The organism is Nocardia yamanashiensis (assembly GCF_021183565.1).
Lineage (GTDB): Bacteria > Actinomycetota > Actinomycetes > Mycobacteriales > Mycobacteriaceae > Nocardia > Nocardia yamanashiensis.
This window is the reverse complement of record NZ_CP089226.1, coordinates 7,210,266-7,235,689: the sequence shown is the minus strand read 5'-3', so window position 1 is coordinate 7,235,689 and position 25,424 is coordinate 7,210,266. Positions and strand designations below refer to the sequence as shown.

General features: G+C 69.0%; 21 protein-coding genes. 10 read left to right on the top strand and 11 right to left on the bottom strand.

Going from position 1 to position 25,424, the window contains the following annotated elements:
• Positions 1–205: 205 nt before the first annotated feature.
• Together LTV02_RS33300 and LTV02_RS33295 are read left to right on the top strand one after the other, a co-directional pair.
• Positions 206–1,141: a hypothetical protein gene (locus LTV02_RS33300; RefSeq protein WP_233035597.1), complete on the top strand. Its 936-nt coding sequence runs from the start codon at positions 206–208 to the stop codon at positions 1,139–1,141.
• Between the two features lie 725 nt (positions 1,142–1,866).
• Positions 1,867–2,694 carry a hypothetical protein gene (locus LTV02_RS33295; RefSeq protein ID WP_233041926.1) on the top strand — a complete coding sequence of 276 codons (828 nt, stop codon included), beginning with the start codon at positions 1,867–1,869 and terminating at the stop codon, positions 2,692–2,694.
• A gap of 389 nt (positions 2,695–3,083) precedes the next feature.
• On the opposite strand, the gene LTV02_RS33290 is transcribed toward LTV02_RS33295, so the two are convergent.
• Both LTV02_RS33290 and LTV02_RS33285 read right to left on the bottom strand, forming a co-directional pair.
• Entirely contained in the window at positions 3,084–3,686 is a 603-nt protein-coding gene (locus LTV02_RS33290) for a methylated-DNA--[protein]-cysteine S-methyltransferase (protein WP_408639295.1), read from the bottom strand.
• Between the two features lie 359 nt (positions 3,687–4,045).
• Positions 4,046–4,336 (bottom strand): hypothetical protein, encoded by a 291-nt coding sequence (locus tag LTV02_RS33285; RefSeq protein WP_233035595.1) that lies wholly within the window; start codon positions 4,334–4,336, stop codon positions 4,046–4,048.
• A gap of 61 nt (positions 4,337–4,397) precedes the next feature.
• Here LTV02_RS33285 and yczR point away from each other — a divergent pair, with 61 nt between their 5' ends.
• Positions 4,398–5,888, top strand: a complete 1,491-nt coding sequence (gene yczR, locus LTV02_RS33280; protein WP_067722391.1) for a MocR-like transcription factor YczR — start codon at positions 4,398–4,400, stop codon at positions 5,886–5,888.
• A 215-nt stretch (positions 5,889–6,103) separates the two neighbouring features.
• Here the strand turns inward: yczR and LTV02_RS33275 are convergent, their stop codons facing one another.
• Entirely contained in the window at positions 6,104–7,393 is a 1,290-nt protein-coding gene (locus tag LTV02_RS33275) for an adenylosuccinate synthase (RefSeq protein ID WP_233035594.1), read from the bottom strand.
• Between the two features lie 270 nt (positions 7,394–7,663).
• On the opposite strand from LTV02_RS33275, the gene LTV02_RS33270 reads away from it, so the two are divergent.
• Positions 7,664–8,323, top strand: coding sequence for a hypothetical protein (locus LTV02_RS33270; protein WP_067722385.1), 660 nt, complete (start codon positions 7,664–7,666; stop codon positions 8,321–8,323).
• A gap of 46 nt (positions 8,324–8,369) precedes the next feature.
• Complete coding sequence (locus LTV02_RS33265) at positions 8,370–9,152, top strand: site-2 protease family protein (RefSeq protein ID WP_408639294.1); 783 nt, start codon at positions 8,370–8,372, stop codon at positions 9,150–9,152.
• A gap of 157 nt (positions 9,153–9,309) precedes the next feature.
• Here LTV02_RS33265 and LTV02_RS33260 read toward each other — a convergent pair whose 3' ends face one another.
• Together LTV02_RS33260 and LTV02_RS33255 are read right to left on the bottom strand one after the other, a co-directional pair.
• Positions 9,310–10,404 carry an FUSC family protein gene (locus LTV02_RS33260; RefSeq protein ID WP_233041805.1) on the bottom strand — a complete coding sequence of 365 codons (1,095 nt, stop codon included), beginning with the start codon at positions 10,402–10,404 and terminating at the stop codon, positions 9,310–9,312.
• 68 nt (positions 10,405–10,472) lie between these two features.
• Positions 10,473–10,916 (bottom strand): DUF3151 domain-containing protein, encoded by a 444-nt coding sequence (locus LTV02_RS33255; RefSeq protein WP_233035593.1) that lies wholly within the window; start codon positions 10,914–10,916, stop codon positions 10,473–10,475.
• A gap of 81 nt (positions 10,917–10,997) precedes the next feature.
• Here LTV02_RS33255 and LTV02_RS39385 point away from each other — a divergent pair, with 81 nt between their 5' ends.
• Positions 10,998–13,508, top strand: coding sequence for an Rv0361 family membrane protein (locus LTV02_RS39385; RefSeq protein WP_269821578.1), 2,511 nt, complete (start codon positions 10,998–11,000; stop codon positions 13,506–13,508).
• Positions 13,509–14,006: 498 nt separating this feature from the next.
• A complete protein-coding gene (locus LTV02_RS33240; RefSeq protein WP_233035592.1) occupies positions 14,007–15,050 on the top strand; it encodes a fused (3R)-hydroxyacyl-ACP dehydratase subunits HadA/HadB in 1,044 nt (347 codons plus the stop codon).
• Positions 15,051–15,126: 76 nt separating this feature from the next.
• Here the strand turns inward: LTV02_RS33240 and LTV02_RS33235 are convergent, their stop codons facing one another.
• The 3 genes from LTV02_RS33235 to fbaA form a co-directional block, all read right to left on the bottom strand.
• Positions 15,127–16,596 carry a DUF4185 domain-containing protein gene (locus LTV02_RS33235; protein WP_408639437.1) on the bottom strand — a complete coding sequence of 490 codons (1,470 nt, stop codon included), beginning with the start codon at positions 16,594–16,596 and terminating at the stop codon, positions 15,127–15,129.
• Between the two features lie 94 nt (positions 16,597–16,690).
• Positions 16,691–17,809, bottom strand: a complete 1,119-nt coding sequence (locus LTV02_RS33230) for a BTAD domain-containing putative transcriptional regulator (protein WP_067722413.1) — start codon at positions 17,807–17,809, stop codon at positions 16,691–16,693.
• Between the two features lie 105 nt (positions 17,810–17,914).
• A complete protein-coding gene (gene fbaA / locus LTV02_RS33225; protein WP_067722373.1) occupies positions 17,915–18,952 on the bottom strand; it encodes a class II fructose-bisphosphate aldolase in 1,038 nt (345 codons plus the stop codon).
• A 204-nt stretch (positions 18,953–19,156) separates the two neighbouring features.
• On the opposite strand from fbaA, the gene LTV02_RS33220 reads away from it, so the two are divergent.
• Positions 19,157–19,825, top strand: coding sequence for a DedA family protein (locus tag LTV02_RS33220; protein WP_233041801.1), 669 nt, complete (start codon positions 19,157–19,159; stop codon positions 19,823–19,825).
• Positions 19,826–19,832: 7 nt separating this feature from the next.
• A complete protein-coding gene (locus tag LTV02_RS33215; protein WP_233035591.1) occupies positions 19,833–20,543 on the top strand; it encodes a DedA family protein in 711 nt (236 codons plus the stop codon).
• Here LTV02_RS33215 and LTV02_RS33210 read toward each other — a convergent pair.
• The 3 genes from LTV02_RS33210 to LTV02_RS33200 form a co-directional block, all read right to left on the bottom strand.
• Positions 20,540–21,682, bottom strand: coding sequence for a glycoside hydrolase family 76 protein (locus LTV02_RS33210; protein WP_233035590.1), 1,143 nt, complete (start codon positions 21,680–21,682; stop codon positions 20,540–20,542). The genes LTV02_RS33215 and LTV02_RS33210 overlap by 4 nt on opposite strands.
• 75 nt (positions 21,683–21,757) lie before the next feature.
• Positions 21,758–22,441: a TrmH family RNA methyltransferase gene (locus LTV02_RS33205; RefSeq protein ID WP_233035589.1), complete on the bottom strand. Its 684-nt coding sequence runs from the start codon at positions 22,439–22,441 to the stop codon at positions 21,758–21,760.
• Between the two features lie 18 nt (positions 22,442–22,459).
• Positions 22,460–22,798 (bottom strand): DUF4190 domain-containing protein, encoded by a 339-nt coding sequence (locus LTV02_RS33200; protein ID WP_233035588.1) that lies wholly within the window; start codon positions 22,796–22,798, stop codon positions 22,460–22,462.
• Positions 22,799–23,142: 344 nt separating this feature from the next.
• Here LTV02_RS33200 and LTV02_RS33195 point away from each other — a divergent pair, with 344 nt between their 5' ends.
• Positions 23,143–25,392, top strand: coding sequence for a sensor histidine kinase (locus tag LTV02_RS33195; RefSeq protein ID WP_233035587.1), 2,250 nt, complete (start codon positions 23,143–23,145; stop codon positions 25,390–25,392).
• Positions 25,393–25,424: the final 32 nt, after the last annotated feature.

Below are 25,424 nucleotides of genomic sequence, written 5' to 3'. Positions count from 1 at the left end.
TGCCAGTGCAGTGTGGGATACGTCTCGCCCGGCAACGTCGGTAATAGCTTCCTCGAAATCAGATCTGGAACCAACAGTTTCCAATCAGCTACCATCCTCGCGAACTGACCGTTCCAGGTCAGCCAAGCGGCCCTCTCCGAGCCGCGGGGGACAGTTCCAGATCTGATGAGGGTGGTGTTTCGGCGTGACTCGTCGGCATCGAGAAATGAATACCGGCGTGCTCCGCCACGCCCTGCGCCCCGCCATGGGCGCGCTGCCGCTGGCCATCGCCATCGCCTGCGCGGGCGTCGCCCAAGCCATCCCGCAGCCCGGCGTCACCAGCCCCGCCCAGCCCGGCGTCAACAGCCCCGGCAACTCCGGCGGCCGCCAGCCCGGCACCACCGTCGAACCCGCGGCCCCGGCCCCCGCCCCGCAGGCCGACTACGCCGTCCCGCCCTCCCACCGCCCCATCCCGGTGGAAACCGAACCGGCCCCGGCCATCGACTGGCAGCAGCTGCACGCCCCCGAACCCGTCGAGCCGGTGGCCCCCATCGCCCCGCCGCCGCGCACCCTGCGCATCGGCGACTTCATGACCGAGGTCCCGGACGAGGTGCCCAGCGACATCCTCGACCCGGTCAACGACTTCGCGGCCAATGCCGAAGCCGCCGTCGCGACCGGCGGAAAGTCCATCGGTATCAACCCGAGTCGCTCCGACAAGATCGCCGCCGCCACCGCGGCCGGCGCCGTCGGCGGCGCACTGGTCGGCGCCGCTGTGGCCGGTATTCCGGCCGCTATCGCCGGCGGTGTCGGTGGCGGCCTGATCGGCGCCGGTGTCGGCGCGGTCGTCGGCACGGTAGGCATCGTCGGCATCCCGGTCGCGGCCGCCGCGGTGGGCGCCGCCATCGGCACGGTCGCCGGCGCGGCGTCCACCGGCGGCCCCGGCGCCATCCCGGGCGCGATCATCGGAGCGGCCGGCCCCGCGATCGCCACCTTCGCCGGCGCCGCAGCCCTGGCCGCCCCCGGCGGCGCCGCCATCGGAGCGGCGATCGGCGCCGTGGCCGGCGCAGCGGCCGTGGGCCTCCCGGCCGCAGCCGTCGGCGCCCTCATCGGCGGTGTGGCCGGCGGCGCCGGAGCGGGCCTCTGGGCCGGCGCGAACCTCTGACCGCCACCCGACCGGCAGCGACATCTGATTCGCCTCCCGCACAAGCCAACCGGTGCGACGTCGGGGGCTGGGCGGACGTTCGAGAGGACGCCCGGTCTCACAGCGCTCCTCTCAGCGTCGCGAGCGCTCGGCTTCGAATCCGCTTGCGGTTACTGGACGCTCGAATTCGGGTGGTCGGTCGGCACCTGCGCACGGCAACTGCGGCGAGGGGGAGTTCCAGGTCGCCGCTCGATCGCATGTCGATTCATCGTCGGCGGGAATCGGTTGGGGCGGGATCGGCGTGTCCGCGCGATCGGTTCGTGGGTTTCGGGCGGCGGGTGGGTGCGACACGCGGGTGGGGTTGCGCGAAGTTGGGGGTGGGGAGCGCCGGGGTGGGGGTGGGTGCGAATTACGTGGTGAGAGAAGCGGATCGGGCGGGAGGCGTTGCCGGTGGTGACGGGTCTCGTTGTTGTTCGGCCTGATCGGGCCGGTGAAATCGAGTGGTGAAGGTGGTGTTCGGCGTGATGCGTCGGGATCGGGTAGTCGGTGGTCGTGGGGCGCGGCGGGCGCTGTTGCCGGTGGTGGGAGTGATTCCGCTGGCGTTGGCGGTGGCTTGCTCCGGGACGACTGATCCGCAGGGGGTGGCGCCGGGTGGTTCGGCGGGGAGTGTGGCTGGGGTTACGACCGGTCCTGGGGCGCAGGCGGTTCCGGGTGCTGCGCCGGGGAGTGGGGTACCGGGAGGTTCGGTGCCAGGAGTGCAGGCGGGACAGCCGGGGGCCGCGGCGGGGCAGCCGGGGGCTGCGCTGCCGTCCGGTGGTTTGGGCGGGTCGCTCGGTGCGCAGACGGTGCAGCCGGGGGTGGGGCGGCAGGCGGAGCAGGCCGGGGTGCAGCGGCCGGGGCAGGTGCAGCCGGGGGTTACTACGCCGGTGAAGCCGGGGCCGGTTCCGGGGGCGGATTATGTTGTGCCGCCTAACTTCCGGGCGGTGCCGCAGCCGCAGCAGGCGGTGCCCGCGATCAATTGGCAGGAATTGCATGTGCCGGGGCCGGTGGTTCCGGTGGCGCCTATCGCTCCGCCGCCGCGGACGCTGCGGTTGGGGGATTTCACTTCGGCTGTGCCGGATGATGTTCCGGACAATGTGCTCACTCCCGTGAACGAGGCGGCCGCGAATACCGAAGCGGCCATTGCTACCGGGTTCAACTCGATCGGCATCAACCCGAGCCGGTCGGATCGGATCGCGGCGGGGACCATCGCGGGAGTCGCGGCCGGTGCGGTCGGCGGTGCGATCGCTGCCGGCGTACCCATGGCGATCGCCGGTGCGGTACCGGGCGGCATCGTGGGCGCGGCCGTCGGCGCGGGCATCGGATCCGCGCTCGGCGCCGCCGGTGTGGCGGTCGCGCCTTGGACAGCACCCATCGACGTAGTGGGTGGACCGATCGGTGGCGGGCTCATCGGTGCGGGCGTCGGCGCTGCCGCCGGTGCTGCCGCCCTCGGCATCCCGGCCGCGGTAGTCGGTGGCGTTGCCGGCGGTATCGCGGGCGGCGCGGTCGGCGGATTCCTCGGCGCCGCGTTCTAAGTCGCCAGGCGACCGTCCGGTGGTCGAACCTCACCCGGCATGCGGGGCGCCCGCGCCAACGGATGTTGGTGCGGGCGCTGTTTCGGTGTTCCAGGGAATGCCGGCTGAGCGGGAGCGTCCTGGATGCCGGAATCCGATCGAACCGTCAGGGCGGTCCGATCGGATTCTTCGACGGTAGCCGGGGCCGCGCATAACCTCGGCTGCCGCACGTGCCGGCCGAGGGCCGTTCGTGCGCAATGGATGCTTTCGTGCTGTCGACAGAATCGAGTGTGCGACAAGGGGTTCGAGTTTGAAAGCGAATTTCGGGCAATACTGAATTGTGACCTTCGCTGTGAAGAAACGTTATGCGAAGCACGTTGCGGTTTTCGAACGCGGGGCGATCGGCTCGGTCAGAACAGGGTGGGTTCGCCGAAGCCGGGGGTGCGTTCGATTTCCAGGAGATGCTGTTTGGTGGTGACGCCGCCGGGGGCCGAGAAGCCGTGCAGGGCATGGTCGGCGGCCAGCACCCGGTGGCAGGGGATGATGAGCGGGATAGGGTTGCGGCCCAGGGATTGACCTACGGCCTGAGCACCGCCGGGGGCGCCGATGCGGTTGGCCACGGTGCCGTAGCTGAGAGTGTGGCCCGGGTCGATGGCACGGGTGATGCGGTAGACGGCCTGGTCGAAGTCGTTTAGCGCGGACAGGTCCAGGGGGATGGCGCGCAGATCGTCGAGATCGCCGGCAAGGTGAGCGCGGACTCGGTCTATGGCATCGGCGATGACGGGAGTCGGCTCGGCCTCACGGATCTCGGCGAGCCGGTGGCGGCGCAGGATGTAGCTGCGAGTGGTGGCCGCGTCCGGATCGGGCAGTGCGAAACGCAGGACGCCGGTGGCGCTCCAGGCGATGGCGCAGGTGCCGATCGCGGTATCGAAAAGCGCCGCCGAGGCCAAAGGGCGGGCCGGTGCGGACATAACGCCAGTCTGCACCACGGGTCCGACAACTTCCGGCGGCATTCGGCCACGGTCGTCCGCCGAGTGCGCCCCGGCACGAGTGGCCTCCGACAGCCCGCGCCCCCGAGCGATCTCCAATGGCCGCTCATCGCAGTTCGAGGACCGCAGATCCGCGCGGCGAGTTTCGGCTGGACCGTTCCCCGCCGCTGCCGGCGGCCTCGGCGAGGGCGCGTTCGACTGCGGCCCAGCGTCGTCGGTGTCCCGCGTTTCGGCGTGGCCGGTTTCAGCGTGGCCGGTTGGGGCGGGCCGGGCAGCATGAGGCCGCCGCGCCCGGTCGGGCGCGGCGGCGTGGGGTGGATGCATTCGACGGCCTGAAGGTAGGTGTGCGGTCCAGTCCAACCAGGTGGCTTGAGGCCAGTTTCCTAGAACTGGACTGCTTCCTCACGGCAGGGGATGCGGGACAGGTCGGGGAAGCCGGCCGACCGACGTTGGGCGAGGGAAGGGGGTTCGGGATCTTGCCGGGATCGGGCGGCCGCCAGGTCCGAGTATTGGCGGGACGCTTCGTAATCGGCGACCGACCAGTCCGACATGGGGGCGTGCGGGCGGTAACGCTCGAGCAGCACGCCCCAGCGTTCACCGGAGGCGGGGGCGAACAGGTAGACGATCGCGGCGAAGGCCGCGACCACCGCGAAGGAGGTGAGCAGAGCGATCATGAGGAAATAGTGGACTGGTCGGGGGTTGAAGAAAATATCCAGTGCCCCGATACTGGACTGTATGGCGACACGAGTGATCGGCGCGGCCAGCCTCACGCGCGACCTGGGCCGGTGGCGGCAGGACGAGCCGGGGGCCGCGGCGGACAGCAAACGGTCCACCCGGCCGGCGTACGTGGCATTGGCGGAGAGCATCCGGCTGCTGATCCACGATGGGCGCGCCCCGCTGGGGGTGGCGCTGCCCAGCGAACGCGATCTGGCCACCACCCTGGCTGTCAGCCGCACCACGGTGACCTCGGCTTACGCGCTGCTGCGCGAGCACGGGTATCTGATCAGCCGGCAGGGCTCGCGCAGCACCGTCGCCCTGCCGCCGACCGTCGTGCACGACGGCACCAAACCGGCCCGCAGCCTGCTCGCCATGATGGCGCAGCCGGAAGTGCCGACCATCGACATGACCTTCGCCGCCATGTCCGCACCCGCGGAGATGACCGACGCGTACGCCTTTGCGCTGCAAGGACTTCCGACCTATCTCGGCACGCACGGCATGGACCCGGTCGGCATGCTCATGCTGCGCGAGGCCCTGGCCCGCCGCTACACCGAACGCGGGCTGCCGACCGATCCCGAACAGATCCTGGTCACGCTCGGCGCGCAGCACGGCCTGCGCCTGCTGCTGAATGTGCTCACCACCCCGGCCGAACGCGTGCTGATCGAACATCCCAGCTACCCCAACGCAATTGAGGCCATTCGCGATGTGGGGGCCCGGCCGGTCCCGGTGCCGATGCGGCCCGAAGGCTGGGATATGGACGGAATCCGCAGCGCGGCAAGGCAGACCGCGGCGAGCGTGGCGTATCTGGTGCCGGACTACAACAATCCCACCGGCCTGCTGCTGAATGCCGAGGGCCGTGCCGAACTGGCCGCCATCGCCCGCGAGACCCGCATGACGGTGATCGTCGACGAATCCATGGTGGATCTCCACCTGACCGACGAGATCATGCCGCCCGCAGCGTCTTTCGCCCGCGGTTCGGAGATCGTGACCATCGGTTCGGCGTCGAAATCGTTCTGGGGCGGCCTGCGCGTCGGCTGGGTGCGCGCCAATCAATCGCTGATCGCGAAGCTGCTCGGCACGCGCTCCACCGTCGACCTCGGCACCCCGGTGATGGATCAGCTGGCCACCGTCTATCTGCTCCAGCACGAGGACCAGATCCTCACCACCAGAAGGGAACAGCTGCTCTCCCGCCGCAATGCCCTGCTGGAATCCATCGCCGAGGAACTCCCCGACTGGCGTGTCTCCCCCGGCGCGGGCGGCATGTCCCTGTGGGCGCAGCTCCCCGCCCCGGTCTCCACCGCCTTGGCCGCCATCGCCCCGAATCACGGCGTATTGCTCGCCGCCGGACCACGTTTCGGCGTCCAGGGAGCGTTCGAGCGCTTCATCCGCCTCCCCTTCACCCACGAGGAATCCGATATCCGCTTGGCGGTGAAGTCGATCGCAGCCGCCTACGCCGCGCTCACGCCCCACGCCGCCGACCCACTCGCGCCGCTGGCGCCGCTCTACTGACCGGGGAGGGAGAGATTCTCGGGGGCTCCGCCCCCGAACCCCCGAAAAGTGTTGGGAGACACACCCCAGAACCGCGTCGCGAGAAACACCTCGCGCCTCACGAAAACACCTCGCGTCTCCGAAACACCTCGCGCCTCCGAAACACCTCGCGCCTCCGAAACACCTCGCGCCCGCTGCATCAGCAGCGGGCGCGAGTTTCGTTCTATCTCAGGCGTTTACGCCAGAATGTCGTGCCGCACGATGGTCTGGTCACGCCCCGGACCCACGCCGATGCAGGACACCCGTGCGCCCGACAGCTCTTCGAGCCGCTTGACGTACGCCTGCGCATTGGCCGGTAGGTCTTCGAAGGTGCGCGCCCCGGAGATGTCCTCCCACCAGCCCGGCATCTCTTCGTAGATGGGCTTGGCGTGGTGGAATTCGGTCTGGGTGGTGGGCATCTGCTCCACGCGCTCGCCGTCGATCTCGTACGCCACGCAGATCGGCACGGTGTCGAGGCTGGAGAGCACGTCCAGCTTGGTGAGGAAGTAGTCGGTGATGCCGTTGACGCGGGTGGCGTAGCGGGCGATCACGGCGTCGAACCAGCCGGTGCGGCGGGCGCGGCCGGTGGTCACGCCGACCTCGCCGCCGGTCTTGGCCAGGTACGCGCCGGACTCGTCGAAGAGCTCGGTCGGGAACGGGCCGGAGCCGACGCGGGTGGTGTACGCCTTGAGGATGCCGAGCACGACCCCGATCTTGTTGGGGCCCACGCCGGAACCCACGGCCGCACCGCCGGAGGTCGGGTTCGAGGAGGTCACGTACGGGTAGGTGCCGTGGTCGACGTCCAGCAGGGTGCCCTGCGAACCCTCCAGCAGCACGGTCTCGTCGTTCTCCAGCGCCTGGTTGAGCAGGAACCGGGTATCGGAGATGCGGTGCTTGAAGCCCTCGGCCTTCTCCAGCACCTCGTCGACGACCTGCTGCGGATCCAGCGCGCGCCGGTTGTAGATCTTCACCAGCACCTGGTTCTTGAATTCCAGTGCGGCTTCGACCTTCTGGGTGAGGATCTTCTCGTCCAGCACGTCGGCGACGCGGACGCCGACGCGGGCGACCTTGTCCTGGTAGCACGGCCCGATGCCGCGCCCGGTGGTGCCGATCTTCTTGTTGCCGAGGAAGCGCTCGGTGACCTTATCGATGGCCACGTGGTACGGCATGATCAGGTGCGCGTCGGCGGAGAGCAGCAGGCGGGAGGTGTCCACACCGCGCTCTTCCAGACCGGCCAGTTCGGCGAGCAGCACGCCCGGATCCACCACCACGCCATTGCCGATGACGTTGGTCACACCCGGCGTCAGGATGCCCGACGGAATCAGGTGCAGCGCGAAGCTCTCACCATTGGGCAGGACCACGGTATGACCGGCGTTGTTGCCGCCCTGGTAGCGGACGACCCAATTAACCCTGTCACCGAGCAGATCCGTTGCTTTGCCCTTGCCCTCGTCGCCCCACTGGGCGCCGATCAGCACGATTGCCGGCATCAGAAGTCTCCTACGGGATCGACGCGCAGCACTGCGGTGCTGCAGCTACCCGCCGTCGGAAGGCGGTGGCCGGAGGCACAGTTTACGCGATGCCCACATACCCCCTGGTTCGCGGTCCGGGTCCGGCGAATCCGACGTAACGGGTGAGCAGCGAAGCCAGCGACCCATAAGCGTCAGGGTTATGGTGGCACGGGGAGCCGGACCGGCCGGGGGTCCGCGAGAACGCAGCGAGGCGATCGACATGTCAGGTCAGAGGAGGGTGTACCGCAGTTGAGTACCCATGTTCTCCGCTGCGATGGCGCACCGGTTCCGATCGCATTGGCTTCGCTCCCCCTGACCCAGACTTCGGCCATCCCCGAGGCTTCGGCATTGGACGAGCTACTTCCGGTGATGGCCGCCGACAGCCTGCCGCGCCTGATCGTGCTCGGTGAGGACGCCGGATTGGCCGCGGTGCTCACCCATCTGCTGCGGACCGAACGGTTGCACGTCGAGATCGGCTACGTGCCGGTCGATCGCACCTACGGTTCGCGGGCCTACGAGACCGGCACCGGATCGGCCGCCGCCAAGCGCGCGCTGGAAGGCAAGGCCACCGAGACGCCGCTGATCCGCGACGACACCGGCAAGGTGCTCATCGGCCGCGCCACCCTGGTCGGCATGAACGGGCAGAAGCTCGAAGGCGAAGCGTACGTGGACGACACACGGCTGTTCACCGGCAAGGTCAGCGCCCTGCACGTCTCCCCCACCCTGGCGATGCCGGGCCTGCACGCGACCGTGCCGCGCGGGCTGCGCAAGCGCAAGTGGGTCGAGGGGCGCGCCATGCAGCTGGGCACGCCGGGCGCGGTGGTGACCCGGGACGGCATCACCACCGACCGGGTGGTGAAACGCTCCACGTTCTACCGCCACCACGAACCGTGGCTGCTCGTACGCTGACAGCGTCCCCGCGGCTCGAAAACCGGGGTCCCACACAAGGAGTCCGATGAATCAAGATTTCGCGATGCGCCGTGCCCCCGGGGCCGTGCGGCCCTCGCCGGTCTTCCTGCTCGTGGTCGCGCTGACCGTCGCGGGCGGGGTGCTGGCCTGGAATTCGGAACTGCTGTCCAAGCAGGCGGAGCTCGGCGTCTTCCTGATGGTGGTGGCGGGCTGGATCGTCTCGGTGTGCCTGCACGAGTTCGGGCACGCGTATGTGGCGTGGCGGGCCGGGGATCGCGAGGTGGAGCTGCGCGGGTATCTGACCTTGAACCCGTTGAAGTATTCGCATCCGCTGCTGTCGATCGCGCTGCCGGTGCTGTTCATCGCGATCGGCGGGTTCGCGCTGCCGGGTGGTGCGGTGTACGTGCACTCGCATGCGTTCAGCCCGCGTACGCAGCGGATTCTGAGCGCCGCGGGGCCCGCCGCGAATGCCGCGTGCGCGGTGGTCCTGCTGATCATCATCAAGATCTGGGGCGATGCGAACGAGCATGCCGCGTTCTGGTTCGGGCTGAGTTACCTTGCGTTCCTGCAGATCACGGCGACCGTGCTGAATCTGATCCCGGTGCCGGGGACCGACGGCTACGGGATTCTGGAACCGTCGCTGAGCTATCAGACGCGACGGTCGCTGGATCAGATCAAGCCGTACGGGGTGCTGATCCTGGTGGCGCTGCTGTTCGTGCCGGAATTGAACGCGCTGTTCTTCGACGCCGTGCACGGGCTGTTCGATCTGTCCGGAATTCCTTCGCGCTGGCCCGCTTACGGCGGGACGCTGACACGGTTCTGGCTGTAGTTCGATACGTCCCGCCGCCGCGAAACCGGAGCCGGACCAACCCCTCGCCGGCCCGAACTATCTCGAACGGTAGAGCGGCACAGGCGGATACACCCGAGTAGTGCACTACTCATTGATCAGGTACGCGATCCCGCAGGTGGCGACGGGTCTACGCGGGTCAGTCGATGGGGGTGACGTAGGGGTGGACGACGGTGGGCGGCAGCAGTGCGATGGCGGAGAGCCGGCGCATGCCGCAGACCTGCATGAGATCGACCACGATGGAACGCAGCTGCGCGAAAACCACGTGCGCGGACACGCCCGCGTTGTCGACCAGGTCCTTGGTGGCGCCCTTCGCGACCGTGCGCAGGACGCGGGTGGCCTCGGCGGCGTCGGGCTGATCGCCCGGGTCGGCGAGCATCATGCGGCGCACCACGTCCACGGCCTGGCCGAGTTTCGCTACCTCTTGGATGAGGCGCGGGTCCAGCACCTCGTCGTCGCGGACCGAGGTGAGAGCGCGGCGGAGCAGGACGCGGGCATTGCGGACGGCATTGTCGAGCGGGTCGGCGGCTTGGCGCAGGCGGTCCAGGCGGGTGCGGGAGTTCCAGTACAGCGGGGAGATCCGGATGATCTCCGAGCTGCCCTCGAGGGTATTGCGCAGGGAATCGATGGGGGCCTGGGTCTTTCGCGCCGCCTCCAGTGCGTTCTTGATCTTGGTGGCGTCGTGTTCGAGCAGGCCGTCGGCGCATTCGACCAGGGCGGTGCCCATGACGTTCAGGATGTCGGCGGCCTGCTGGCGGGCGCGGCGCACCGGATGCAACGGAATCGCCGCCACCACGATGATGCCCACCAGGCCGCCGACCAGGGCATCGACCATGCGCAGGCCGGAGCCGCCGCTGCTGGGCGGGATGAGGGTGGCGACCAGCACGGCCGAACTGGCGGCCTGCATGGTGATCACCGGGCCGCCGTCGAGGAAGACCGCGGTGCTCATGGCGGCCAGCACCAGCAGCGAGATCTGCCAGACGCCGGAACCGAATTGGGAGACGAACAGGTCGCCGACGCCGATGCCGACGGCCACGCCGACGATCAATTCCACCGCGCGGCGCAGGCGGGCGCCGAACGAGACGCCGATCGAGATCATGGCCGCCATCGGGGCGAAGAACGGGTGTTCGTGGCCGATGATGTCGTGCGCGATCAGCCAGGCCAGGCCGGCGCCGATCGCGCACTGCACGATCGGCAGCAGGGACGAGCGCACCCGGCCCGAGGCTTTGCGCATCCGGGCCGCGCCGCTCTCCTTGGCGGCGTCGAAGGTGTCGCTGAATCCGGTCGTCAAGTCCGCAGGACTCAGTCGAGGCCCAGTTCCGCGGCCGCGCGCGGGTCGCAGTCCTCCAGCAGATCCAGGCAGCGGGCGTACTCGTCGGATTCGCCGATGGCGCGGGCGGCGCGAGCCAGCGCGCCCACGCAGCGCAGGAAGCCCTGGTTCGGTTCGTGGTTCCACGGCACCGGGCCGAAGCCCTTCCAGCCGTTGCGGCGCAACAGGTCCAGGCCGCGGTGGTAGCCGGTGCGCGCGAACGCGTAGGCGGCGATGATGTCGTGGTTGACCTCGCCGGTCTCGTTCTCGCCGCGCTGCAACGCGGCCTCGGCCAGGTAGGCCCAGGCGATGGAAGCGGACGGATACTGTGCCGCGACCTGCACCGGATCCTGGTTTTCCAGCAACGCCCCCTCGGCGTCGATATTTTCCGGAAGCAATACCGGCTGCGGTCCGAGTAGATCACCGAAGGAGGTCATGCCGATCATTCTGCACCGACTGCCCGAATGCTCAGTAGGCTGACCGTCGAATCACAGTTCAGCCGAACCGAGGGGTAGCGCGTGTCCGAGCCGAAAGACGACCAGCAGCCGCAGGACTCTGCCCGCAAGGCAGCCCAGGGCGCGGCCGCCGAACCGGACACCACCGCCACCCCCGCCACCCCGGGCGTGTCGGCCCCGCCCGCCGCAGCCCCGGCCCGCGACAACTCCGACGACGCCACTGTCGCGCACCCCACCGACAAGGCCGACTCCACGGCCGCCCAGAAGAACCCCGGCGAACGACGCGACACCCGCGCCGAATCCACCGCGGCCATGCCGACAACCCCCGTGGTCTCCCCCACCGCCGCCACCGAAGTGATCCCCACCGGCGGCACCCCGCCCACCGCCGGCCCGGCCGCACCCGCAGGGACCGGCAGGACTGGTGGCGATCCGGCAGGGTCCGGCCCCGGAAACCCGAATGCCGAAGGCAATGCCGGCAACGCAGGCCCCGGTAACTCCGGTCCGGCGAATTCCGGTGCCGCAGGCGGTGGTTCGACCCCAGCCGGTGCCGCAGGCGCGACCGGAGGTTCCGGTCCGGCGGGCAAGCCCGGATTCGCCACGATCCAGTACGAACCGCCGCAGGCCGGTGGACGGCCCAATACCGGCTTGGGCGGACGCCCCGGCCAGGGCACGGGAGCCGCTGCGGGACAAGGCGCTCCGAAGGCCGCGTCAGGTCCGGCCGAGCGCTCCGGCGGCCCGGCGCAAGGCGCTGCGCGTGGACCCGCCGCCCCTGCCGGGCAATCTCCCCAGGCAGGGCAGGGTAATCCGGCGGCTGGACAAGGAAATCCCAATCAGGCCACCGGGCAGGGCAATCCGAATGCGGCCGCCGGGCAGGGCAATCGAACCGGGGGCACTCAGCAGGGCGATGTGCGGGGGCCCGGCTCGTCCACTGGTCAGTCCGGAGCAGGGCAGTCCGCGGTGACGGACGCGGATGCCACCATGCAATTCCAGGCTGTCCGGCCGCAGGGCGGAAACGCGGCTGCGGGGCGTCCGGGTACGTCGGACAGCGCGAAGGCCGCGCAGCCCGGAGCTTCGAATACCGCAGGCGCATCGGACCCTTCGACTGCGAAATCCGGACCGGCGGCGGCTGGTGGCGCACCGGGCGCCGGAAGCAAGCCGGAACAGTCCGGCCCGCAGGGTGATTCGGACCGGCGGACCGGCGGACCGGCGGGTGCGAACGGCGGATCGGACGCTGGGGACGAGACGGCCGAAGGGCCATCCGGAGGCGCGGACCGGACCGACGTGAGCGGCACCGCAGGGGCCGAGGACGCGAAAACTGTTGCTATTCAGAAGCTTCCGAACGCGGATGATGCGGCCACGACGATGCTGCCCGTGGTCTCCGGGGATGCGCCGACCGAGAAGATGCGGGTTTCCGGGCCGCAGGGGCGGGCGGTCAGCAAGCCGCCCGTGACGCCACGTGGGAACTCCGGTCCGCGGAATGCCGGGCCGCGTGGGGCCGCGCCGGGTGGGGTGCCGAGCATCAGCGCGCCGGGCGGTGCGCCGGGTAGCGGTGCGCCGGGTAGCGGTGCGCCGGTTCAGGATTCGAAGGGTGCGGGTGTCGAGGAGACTCGGCCCGCGCCGCCGCGTCCGCCGATGGGGCCACGGCGGCCGGGTAGTGCGCCGTCGCCCGCCGACAATCAGCCGACCGCGCCCGTCTCGCCGATGGGTGGACCGCGCGCGGTCGGACCGCAGCGGGTCGGGGCGGGTGCACCGCAAGGCCCCGGTCAGGGCGGACCGCAGGGACCGGGTCGGCCGGGTGGCCCCAATCAGGCGGGTCCCAATCAGGCTGGACCTAACCAAGGCGGCCTGAACCAAGGAAGCCCAAAGCAGGGTGGGCCGAACCAAGGTGGCCCCAACCAGGGTGGGCCGAACCAGGGCGGCCCGAATCAAGGTGGCCCGAACCAGGGTGGGCCGCAGGTCGGGCGGCCGCAGCCTCGGGTTATTGCTCCGCCGCAGCGGATTCCGGCTGCGGGGGAGGCGGGTGCGCCGCCGCGGCGGCCGGTCGATGGTGATGGCGGTGTGCAGCAGCAGGGCGCTGGGGTGGAGCAGATCGCGCAGCCGCAGCGGGTGCCGGCGGGTGGGGTGGATGCTCCTGCGGACGGTGGGTCGAAGAAGAAGTTGCTGTTGATCGGTGGGGCGATTCTGGCTGTGGTCGTGGTGATCGGGGCTGTGGTCGGGTTGACGTCGGGTGGGACCGACAACTCGCCGGAGGCGAAGGTCAAGCGGGCGATCAGCACCTATACGGACGGGTTGTCCAGTGGGGATCTGGAGAAGCTGCGCGGGATCACCTGCGGTACCCAGCACGACTTCTATTCGAAGATCTCGGCGGAGCAGTTCGCGGGCGTCTACAAGACCTCGAAGGAACAGAAGAGCATCCCGGTCGTGAAGAGCGTGGACGCCATCAAGATCACCGGCGACACCGCCATGGCCTCCGCGACGGTCTACACCGAAGCCGACCCCGGCAAGCAATCCGCCCGCACCTTCGACCTCCGCCAAACCGACGGCGACTGGAAGGTCTGCGACCCCCAGAACTGACCCACCCCTCACCAATCTGAAACACCACCCCGGGAAACCACCCCGCCCAAGATCAGTGGCACATGAGCGCGGAAACACGCCCACAATCCCCGCACTCATGTGCCACTCGTCCCGAGTCGCGGCTTTGGAACGCGACAACGGCCGGAACGACGCCGGAAGGCGAGGCGACGGCTCCCGACAGGGGGACCACAGCCGGGGACGGCAGACGAGGCGACCCCACTATTTTTCGTGCGGGCTTTGCCCGCCCGGCCACACCACCGCCCCCCATTTCTGGGAGTCTCCGGTGGCTTTCCTGTGAGCCTGACGCATTGACGCCCACCCTCGCGATGAACATCACATACACCTGGTCAACAGACCACCACGTCGGTAACATGGCCCGGATTGTCTGGGCCTGCCCTCCGGCTTTCGACGCCTCGGCGGGACCTCGCCGGTGTTGTCGTGTGCGTCGCCGAAGCCGCGCGGGCCCACCGGTTTTCGAATTGCAGGGAGCTGAACACCATGCCGGAGACGGCTGAAGCCGCCGCCGCCACCGCACTGGTCGGCCGGCACTTTCGAGTTCGCGATCACTATGACGTCGGTCGCGAGAAGATCCGCGAGTTCGCGCGCGCCGTGCGCAACGACCATCCGGGTCATCACAACGAGACCGACGCCCGCAAGCTGGGTTACGAGAGTCTGCTGGCCTCCCCCACCTTCGCCTCGGTGATCGGCGCCGCCACCACGCGCTCGCTGATCGGCACCGTGCTCACCGAATACGACGTGTCGCAGATCCTGCAGACCGATCAGATCTTCGAGTACTACCGCCCGATCCTGGCCGACGACCACCTGGCCGTCGACGTCGCGGTGGACAGCATTCGCGCGTTCGGCGACAACGACTTCATCACCATCAAGGTCACCCTGGCCGATGCCGAGGCGCTGCCGGTGCTGGTCGCCACCACCACCATCGTGGCCCGCAAGGGCGTCGAGATCGATCCGGCCACCGTGCAGACGGTCGCCGGTGTGGTCATGCACGGGCATGTGGCGGACGCCGAGCGCGACCTCACCGACCCGTCCGGGCTGATCCTGCTGGCCCCGGAAGAGGTGGGCGAGCCCCAGGCCCCCGCCCCCGCCCGCCCGGTGCACACCACCCCGCAGGCCGCCACCCTGACCGCCGGCACCGAGTTGCCCGCCGCCAAGGTGCCCGTCACCCGCGGCGACCTGGTCAACTACGCGGGCGTCTCGGGCGACCCGAACCCCATCCACTTCAGCGATGCCGCCGCCAAGCTGGTCGGCCTGCCCACCGTGGTGGCGCACGGCATGCTCACCATGGGCCTGACCGCCGGCTACCTGGTGGAATGGCTGGGCGATCCGTCCGCGCTGAGCAAGTTCAGCGTCCGGTTCTCCGGTTACGTCGCGGTGGAGCCCACCTCCCCGACCATCGTCGAATTCACCGGCAAGGTGAAGTCGGTGGATGCCGAATCCGGCGCCGCCACCATCGTGCTGGGCGCGACCTCGGAGGGCAAGAAGCTCTTCGGCCGCGCCATCGCCGAGGTGCGCCTGAGCTGAGGCTCGAAAAACGAAGGCTCGAAAAACGAAGGGCGGTCCGCACATTCGGTGCGGACCGCCCTTCTTCGTCTGCGGCTCAGTTCATTTCGGCGTGCATCAGGTAGACGTTGTAGTCGTTCCAGGTCGACATGGTGAAGTACAGATCCTGGCCCGTCGACCACGGATGGATGAAACCGCCGTACAGCTCCGGGAATTGGAGTGCGCTCACCATGGGCGCGCCCGGTGACCACACGCCCTGCGGCGTATCCGATTCGCGCACCACGATGGACGCCTTGGCGGTGTCCAGATACGCCATCTGCCACACCTTGCGGTCGGCGTCGTAGCGCACCGACAGTTCCGCCGCCGGCGCCTCGGCGATCTCGCTGAGGTGCACGAACCCGTTCACCGCCGGCACCCAGGACCCGTCCCGCCAGTACTGGTAGGCGGTGGTGTTGAGGAGCTGATCCTTCGGCACCCGCGCCAGCCCGACCGCGCCCAGCCGGGTATTGGCGGTGCCGAACATGTAGACGTAGTCGCCCTGCGGCACCATCGACGCCACCTGGAAGTTGGAGACCCCGAAGATGTTCTCCCACTTGGCATGCGGATCCTTGGTCCAGTGCTCGCCGCCGTCGTCGGAGTAGGCGAGACCGCCGTAGTTGGTGTACCAGGTGCCCGGAATGCTGTTCCAGGTGCGGATCGACATGTAGCTCATGTACTGCCGGTCGCCGAGCGCGAACCCCGAGGTGGGGATGGTGGTGATCTCGACATTGTCGAGCTTCTTGCTGGACAGCAGCTCCACCGCGTGGCAGCGCGAATCGGTCACCATCCGGTCGATGGTGACCCCGTCGCTCAGCTCGCGGTCGGTGCTGAAGGCCAGGAAGTTGGAGCGCCAGTCGTCGCCCATGCCGCCCGGCGGATGGAAGTTGGCGCCGACGGTGTCGCCGAAGGCCATGGCGATCTCGCCCGGCTTGCTCTCCCACATGATGCCCAGGTCGGTGCCCTGCACCTGCCAGCGCTTGTCGGTGCGGTTGATGGAATTGGCGCCGGTCAGCTTGGCCACCTCGCGCACCCGCGACACCTGCGGCATGGGCCGGGCGGGCGCCTGCGCGGCCGCTTCGACGGCCGGGGTCACCGGCTCCGGGGCGGGCGGCACCGGTTGGGGGTTGGGGTTGGGGAAGGCGAAATAGAACGGCTGCGGGCGCAGATAGAGGCGCGGCAGGCCGAGCTGTTCGAAGACGCTCGGCGCGGCGGCCGGGCCGTCGGTGAGGTCGGGGCACGGGCTCACGCACGGATCGGCGGGCAGCTCCATCTCGACCCGGTTGACGATCTCTTTCGGCGGTCCCGGATCGACGGTGACCGCCGGATACGAGATCGGCACCTCGAGATTCTTGGGAACGATCGATTCGTGCACCGGGGCCGGATCGCTCTTACAGGGCCCGACGCCCGGAACGCCCTGCGCCGCACCGGATTCACCAGTTTCCGCCCGCACCGTGGAGGGGGACGCCGATACCAGCGCGCCGGTGGTGAAGACCACCGCTCCCATCACGGCCAGCAGTCGCTTGGCCAATGCCTCAACCTCTCGCCATTCGGTCACACCGGACACATCCGGAGCGAGACCCTACCCGCGACCGCCCGCGAATCCCCGGTACTCGCCGAGAATTTCAGTGCAGCGCCTGGAAGATCAGCACCGTGGTGCCGATCCGGATCTCGTTCCCGTCGGCGAGCACCGCGGCGCTCTCGATCGGTTCCTCGTTGATGTAGATGCCGTTGGCCGAATGCAGATCCTTGATCAGCAGCCCGGCCCGGCTCGGAATGATCTGCGCGTGATAGCGACTGGCCTTGGGATCGTCGAGCACCAGATCGTTGTCGGTCATCCGGCCGATCTTCATGCCCTGGGTCCCGATCGGCGCGATCCGCCCGTCCGGCAGCCGCAATTGCCCGGCCCGCACCGCGCGCGGCATCTCGGTCACCGTCTCGGTCATGGCCTTGGCGATCCGATCCACCTCGGCCATCTGCCCGGTCTGCAACGGCTCCTGCCGGTACACCTTCTGTTCCAGGGCCACCAGCGCCGGACCCGGATCGATGCCCAGTTCGTCGGACAGCACGCCACGCACCCGCCGGCACGCCTCCAGCGCGTCGGCCTGGCGGCCGGATAGATAGAGCGCGGTGATCAGCTGCATCCACAGCGGCTCGCGCAGCGGATGCGCATTGGTCATCGAGACCAGCTCGCCCACCACCGAAGACGCCCGCCCGCAGGCGATCTCGGCGTCGATGCGGGCCGAGGCGACCAGCAGCCGCTCCTCGTCCATGGCGGTCGCGAAACTCTCCGCGAACGACAGGCCGGACAGATCGTCGAGCGCGCGACCGGTCCACTCCGCCAAGGCATCCGCGTACAGGCGGGCGGCGGCGGCATGATTGCCGGCGTTCACCGCCTCCTGCCCGGCCCGGCGAATGTTCTCGAACCGGCCCAGATCGCAGTCGGCGTCCTCGATCTCCAGCCGGTATCCCGAGGATTCGGTGCGCAGCACCGCCGCCGAGTCGACGCCCGCATTGCGCAGCGTCTTACGGATATTGGAGACGAACACCTGCAGGCTCGCCTGATACGAGTCGGGCGGTTCGTCGTTCCAGACGATGTCCGCCAATGCCTGCGACGACACGGCGCGCCGCCGGTTCACGGTCAGCGCGGCCAGCAACGCACGCGGCTTCGGGCCGCCGACCGTAACCGGACGGCCGTCGACCAGCAGTTGCACAGGCCCGAGGACCCGCACATCGAGAGTCATGCCCTGCACCTCGAAAGTCACCGAAACGAACTCGCCGCGACGGGTTTTCGACCGCCGCGGCAGGCTCGCCGCACATGCGCGAGGTTTTCCCCGCTCGGAGTTACCTTACTTGGCGCTGATCGAGCGTCCCGCCGACTTCAGGTCGTTGCAGGCTTCGACGACGCGCGCGGCCATCGAGGTTTCGGCCTTCTTGAGGTAGGAACGCGGGTCGTAGACCTTCTTGTTGCCGACCTCGCCGTCGATCTTCAGCACGCCGTCGTAATTGCCGAACATGTGGCCGGCGACCGGGCGGGTGAAGGCGTACTGGGTGTCGGTGTCGACGTTCATCTTGACGACGCCGAACCGCAGCGAGTCCTCGATCTCGGACTTCAGCGAGCCGGAACCGCCGTGGAAGACGAAGTCGAACGGCTGCGCGTCCGCGCCCAGGCCCAGCTTGGCGGCCGCGACGCGCTGGCCCTCGGCGAGCACCTCGGGCTTGAGCTTCACATTGCCCGGCTTGTAGACGCCGTGCACATTGCCGAAGGTGGCGGCCAGCAGGTACTTGCCGTTCTCGCCCGCGCCCAGCGCCTCGATGGTCTTCTCGAAGTCCTCGGGCGAGGTGTAGAGCTTGTCGTTGATGGCGTTCTCGACGCCGTCCTCTTCACCGCCGACGACGCCGATCTCGACCTCGAGGATGATGTTCGCGGCGTGGGCCTGCTTGAGCAGTTCCTTCGCGATTTCCAGGTTCTCGTCGATCGGGATGGCCGAGCCGTCCCACATGTGCGACTGGAACAGCGGGTTGAGACCGTTCTTCACGCGCTCGGCCGAGATGGCCAGCAGCGGGCGCACGAAGGTGTCCAGCTTGTCCTTCGGGCAGTGGTCGGTGTGCAGCGCGATGGTCACGTCGTACTCGGCCGCAACGACATTCGCGAACTCGGCCAGCGCGACCGCGCCGGTGACCATGTTCTTGACGCCCAGGCCGGAACCGAATTCCGCACCGCCGGTAGAGAACTGAATGATGCCGTCGCTGCCCGCGTCCGCGAAACCCTTGATGGCCGCGTTGATCGTCTCCGACGAGGTGACGTTGATGGCGGGGTACGCGAAGGAGTTCTCCTTGGCCCGAGCAATCATCTCGGCGTAGATCTCCGGAGTCGCGATGGGCACAATGACCTCCGATGGTGTGTGCTGGCTACAACAAATTCTGTCAGCCACACCATAGGCGAGGCCCCTTTTTGCCGGGCAAATGCCCTCACATCCCTGACAACTTTGTGAGCTTGCTTCGACGTTCGGTGTGACGTCCGTTTCACCGGTAGGGTGGTGGCCGTGACCTTGCTGGCCGTATCCGATGCCGTGACGACCACCCTGTCGATGCCCAAGATTCTCGACCCCATGTACCTGCTGCAGGACACGTGGTTGAAGAACGCGGTGCTTCCGGCGATCTTGGCGATCGTCTTCATCGAGACCGGTCTGCTCTTCCCGATCCTGCCGGGCGACTCGCTGCTGTTCACTGGCGGTCTGCTGAGCGCCCAGGAGAACCCGGTCGTTTCCATCTGGGTGCTTTTGCCCGCGGTCATCCTGGTGGCGTTCCTGGGCGACCAGTCCGGGTACTGGATCGGCCGGGCCATCGGGCCCGCGCTGTTCAACAAGGAGGACACCCGCTTCTTCAAGAAGCGGTACGTCACCGAAACCCACGAATTCTTCGAGAAGCACGGGCCGAAGACCATCATTCTGGCCCGCTTCGTGCCCATCGTCCGCACCTTCATGCCGGTGCTGGCGGGCGTGTCGAAGATGGACTACCGCAAGTTCGTCACCTTCGACATCGTCGGCGCCATCCTGTGGGGCGGCGGCGTCACCGTGCTCGGCTACTTCCTGGGCAATGTGGAGTTCATCCGCAAGAACGTGGAAGCCATCTTCCTGCTGATCGTGTTCGTCTCGATCCTGCCCGGCATCATCCACGTGGTGAAGAACCTGATCAACCGCGCCAAGGCCCCGCAAGACCCCGAGTTCGTCGCCGCGACGAACGAGCCGAACCGCTGAGCCCACGGTGTCCAGCACCCCGCTAAACCTCGCACTGGGCAGCTTCGGGCCGCTCGAGACAGCCGGGCCGGTGCTCGTCTGGACGGTCGTCCTGACCTTCGTGTTCCTGGAGTGCGCGTTCATCATCGGGCTGTTCCTGCCCGGTGACTCCATGCTGATCACCGCCGGCGTGGTGCTGGCCTCCCAGGCGGGCGGCGAAGCGCACGTGTGGGCGCTGTCGGTGGGCACCATGATCGCGGCCATCGCCGGTAATCAGGTGGGGTACGTGGTCGGGCAGCGCACCGGGCATCACATCGTGGCGCGCAAGAACGGCAAGTACATCAACACCCGGAATCTGGCGCGGGTGGCGGAGCTGCTGCACCGGCACGGGTTCCTGGCGGTGCTGGTGGCGCGCTGGATTCCGTGGGTGCGCACGCTGTGCCCGCTGGTGGCGGGCGCGGCGGGGATGGAGCATCGCAAGTACACGGTGGCCTCGACCATCGGGGCGATCATCTGGGCGCCGGTGCTGTTGCTGGTCGGGTACTACGCGGGCAGTTTCATCGAGAACATCTCGTGGCTGATGCCCGCGGTGATCGGGACGCTGGTGGTCGGGCTGATCCTGGGCACGCTGGTGGGCGTGCGGCAGTACCGCCTGGAAATGTCGCGTCCGGCCGAGGATTTCGACCTCGACGAGGAACCCGCCACGGTGCCGATTCCGCAGGTGCGGCGCAGCGCCTAGAGTCCGGCGGCGGTGACCGTGTGCGCGGCCTCCATCAGCATCCAGCCGGAAAGCTGCACGGACAGATCGCGTTCCGGGCTGCGCGAGCCGGTCACCGAACCGCCTTCCAGCGCACCGGCTCCGGCCAGCCCGGGTAGTCGGGCCGGGCGTTTCCAGTCGGGACCGAAGAGCGGTTCGCCCTCCACCTCCAGGCGGTTCTCCCAGGCGGCGGTGGCGGAATCGCGAATGATGGTGGCCGCGGTGCGGCGGGCTTCGATGTGCTCGTCGCCGTCGCCGGGCAGCATGACCGCGGCCAGCCCGAGATAGCGGATGAGAATGCCGTTGAACAGGCCGCCGTCGCCGCCGCTCTCGCCCTTGACCACGCCGCCCGCCACGAAATGCTCGTTGACGGCGGCGATCAGGCGCACCGCGCGTTCGGCGTGCCGGGGTTCGCCGGTGTGCACGGCCAATTCGGTTTCCAGGCCGAGCGTGACGCCCTGGCAGTAGGAGTAGACGGGCGTCTCGACCTCGCCGGCGGGCAGGTGGATGCCGTCGAAGATGAGACCGGTTTCCTTGTCCCGCAAGGAGTCGTCGATGAAATCGGCGATTTCGGCGGCCAAGGCGTAGCGGCCGAGCCGGGCCAGCAGGATGCCGGTGGGGCCGTTCGCGGGGGCGTTGTAGAAATCGGACTGCTTGCGCCACGGGACGGCGTGATACTCCGGGACGTACCCGGCCAGCAGTTCCTTCTCCAGGGCCAGCAGCCCGCCGCGCACCTCGGTGACGTTCTGGGTGCGCTCGGCGCGCTCCAAAGCGATTGCCAGCCAGGCCATATCGTCGTAGTAGTTGTTGGTCCAGCCGCTGAGATTGCGCATCCGGATCGCCTGGGCCACCGCCCACAAGCGGCGATGCCGGGCCGGGGTGGGCGCGCGATTGGCGGCGTCGACCGCGACGTCCAGCAGGTGCGCCTGCCACCAGTAGTGCCAGAACGCGAAGGCGCGTTCCCGCTTGGTCGCGGGCCACCCGACCACGCCGAGCTGGGTTCCGGGAATCGCCCACAGGGTCCGGATATGCCGGGATACGATGGCCGACTCCGCCAGGTCCGCGCGCTCCGACCACAGCGCAGCGTTCGGCTCGATGTTGCGCCCGGTCCGCGTAGTCATAGGACTTATCGTGCCAGTCGGACGCCCATATTCGTGGCTGATTTGTTACCTCTTCAGCTCACACACCTCGCCGCGCTACCAAGCGTGGGTGAGATCGGCGTGCTGGCGCACCCAGGCGTGCATGGCGATTCCGGCCGCCACCCCGGCATTGATGCTGCGTGTGGACCCGAACTGGGCGATGGAGACGGTAAGCACCGCAGCGTCTTTCGCCGCCTCGGTGACGCCCGGGCCCTCCTGCCCGAACAGCAGCAGGCAATTGCGCGGCAGGCGTGCGGTTTCCAGCGGCACCGAACCCGGGACGTTGTCGACCGCCACCACGGTGAGGTCGTGTTCGGCCGCGTAGCGCAGCAGATCGCCGATCTCGGCGTGATGTTCGATGTGCTGATAGCGATCGGTCACCATGGCGCCCCGGCGATTCCACCGTTTGCGCCCGACGATGTGCACCGCCGCCGCCGCGAAGGCATTCGCCGTCCGCACCACCGTGCCGATATTCGCGTCGTGCCCGAAATTCTCGATCGCCACATGGAACGAATGCCGCCGCCGGTCGATATCGGCGACGATCGCCTCCCGCGTCCAATAGCGGTAGGCGTCCACCACATTGCGCCGATCGCCGTGCTCGATCAGCTCCGGATCCAAGCGCGGATCGGCCGGCGGCTCGGTCCCGAACTCCGCGCGCCACGGCCCGACACCGTGCGGATGCTCACCCCATTCGGTGGGACCGGGGGCCAGCGGTTCGTCGGATGTCGGGGCGGAACTCACCCGGTCATGGTAGTGGCGTCAGTTCGGGGTCGAACCGGCCACCAGCATGATCACCAGCGCGAAGGCCACCACGACGACCGTGAGCACCAGCAGGACCGTGGCGACGATGCCGCACACGTACCCCGCCATCACCATGCCGCGCCCGCCCATCGCACCCCGCGATTGGTCGATCTCGTCCCGCGCCCGCCGCCCCATCACCCAGGCGACCGGGCCCAGCAGCTGGCAGAACATCAAGCTCAGAATGCCGAGCACCAGCACGACGGTGGCTTGCGGATGATCCGGCGGCGGCGGGTAGTACCCGGGCACCTGCCCGTAGCCCGGCGGCGGGACCTCCGGCGGAGACGATTCGAACGTCATGCACACGATGCTAGGTCCCGGGCCCGCTCCCGCGAGCGTGGACGGCGCGGCGAGCACCGCAGACGCCGGACCGAGCAAGGGGGCGAGGACGACGCGGCGAGCAGCGTCGGCGCCGGACCGAGCGCGGCGGCCGCGGCGCCGAGCCGCCGGACCACGTGACGGGCGGCGCACCGAGTTCGTGACGCCGAGGACCGGAACGGGAATCGCGTTCGGGTACGGCGCGGAGCACGGCCCGGTCGCGACCGGAAAGTCGCCCCGGGCGATGCCGCGCGCCCGGGGTGGGGCTAGCCACACCCTCGATTCGCCGGGCTGCCCCATCGCGGGCGGGACGTACGGTGAAGACGATGGGAGACATGACCGAACCGGCGGAAAACCCCAGCCCTGCGGCCGACCGACCCACCCTGGACCGCGGGAAGTCCGCGAGCCGGGGCGATCAACCGACCCGCGAACTCGCCCCGGCGGCGTCTGTGAACGACACCCGCACACTCGACCCAGCGACCGCTGCGAACGACACCCGCACACTCGACCCAGCGACCGCTGCGAACGACACCCGCACACTCGACCCAGCGACCGCTACGAACGACACCCGCACACTCGACCCAGCGACCGCTACGAACGACACCCGCGCACTCGACCCAGCGACCGCCGCGAACGACACCCGCACCGTCGACTCGGCAGCGCCGATCGATCAGCCCCGCGCACTCGAAGCGGTATCGCGCGGGACCGATCCGGCCGCCGAGCTCGCGCCGAACCCGTGGGGCGGCGGTTCGAGATCCGGGCACGGGACAGCGGGGGTGGGCGGCAATCCGACCCTCGCGTTGGATCCGGGCGCACGGTCCGAGTATCAGCCGACGATGGCGCTCGGGTACGGGACGCCGCCGGGTGGGCAGCCGTCGGCAGCTGCGGGGCCGATGCCGACACGGGTGCTGGGCGGGGCAGAAGGCGGTGCGCTACCTGGGCCGACAGCGACGAAGGTGCTGGACGCGACACCCGACGTGGACAGTTCGGAGTGGGCGGGCTTCGAGCCGGCGGTGGGTGCGCCAGGGTTCGGCGCGCCGGGTGGTGCAGATTTCGGCGCGACGGGTGGCGGAGATTTCGGCGCGCCCGGTGGCGGAGATTTCGGCGCGCCCGGTGGCGGAGAGTTCGGCGCGCCCGGTGGCGGAGAGTTCGGCACGCCCGGTGGCGGAGAGTTCGGCACGGGTGGTGGCGGAGAGTTCGGCACGGGTGGGTTCCCCGGTTCCGGCGCTGCGGGGTTCGCGGATGCGGTGACACCTGCGGAGCGGACGGCGGTGGTGGCGAAGGCGATGCTGACGGCGCCGTTCCGGGCTCGGACGTGGAAGGAATTCGCCTATCTGGTCTGCACTTTCGTGCTGGGCGGCATGGCGGCCGCCTATCTGTTCCTGGGTTGGGGTGGGGGGCTTTATCTTTCGATCTTCCTCATCGGGATTCCGGTGGTGGCGCTGGTGCTACTGGGCGGACGCGTGTGGGGGACGGTGTATCGGGGGCTGGCACGGACATTGCTGGGGCGGGCGGTGGCCGCGCCGCCGCCGTTCCGGTCGACCGGGCTGATCGGGTTCTTCAAGAGCGCGTTCACCGATCGGACCGCATGGCGGGCACTGGTATTCCTGGCCACGCAGGTCTTGATCGCGCTGTTCACCGGCTACGTGGTGCTGATGGCCATGCTGGTGGCGGCGTTCACGGCGTTGTCCCCGATCGCGTGGGCCATCGGCTATCCGAGCCAGGTGGACGCGGACGGGGTGGAGCATCACGCGCTCGCCCAGTTCGGGGACGTGTTCATCGATACCTGGCCGAAGGTGATCGCCTTCTCGCTGCTCGGGTGGATCACGCTGTGGCTGATGCCGTGGGTGGTTCGGGCGGTGTGCCTGGTCCAGGGCTGGCTGACGGCCACGCTGCTCGGACCGACCAACCGCGACCTGCAGATCACCGAACTGCGGGAGAGCCGCCGGGCCGCCGTGGACGATTCCGCCGCCACCCTGCGGCGACTGGAACGCGATCTGCACGACGGCACGCAGGCTCGGCTGGTCACCATCGCCATGGCGTTGGGGCGGGCCGAGGAGCGGCTGGCGGCCGGCGGCGACGCACGAGATCTGATCGCCGATGCGCGGGCCAGCTCCAAGGAAGCGCTGACCGAACTGCGTGAGCTGGTGCGCGGAATCCATCCGCCCGCACTGGAACTCGGGCTGGAGCCGGCCTTGGAGACCCTCGCCGCACGGTGCTCGATTCCGGTGGAGCTGCGGGTCTTCCTGCCGCACCGGCCGAGCCCCGCGATCGAGGCCATCGCCTACTTCTCGGTGGCGGAGCTGCTGACCAATGTGGTGAAACACGCTGGAGCCAATCGGATCTGGGTGTCTGTGCTGCCCACCGGCGCGGGCTCGCTGGCGGTGAGCGTGCGCGACAACGGGCACGGCGGCGCTCTGCAACCGGTCGCGGGCACCCGGGAAACCGTTGTGGCGGGCGGGCTTTCGGGGCTGGCGGCGCGGGCGCGCTCGGTGGACGGCTATCTGCTGGTGGACAGTCCGGCCGGCGGGCCGACCGTGGTCACCATGACTTTGCCGATCGCGGGGCCGCTGTGAACGGCCGATGGGAATGGAGGACACGGTGAATC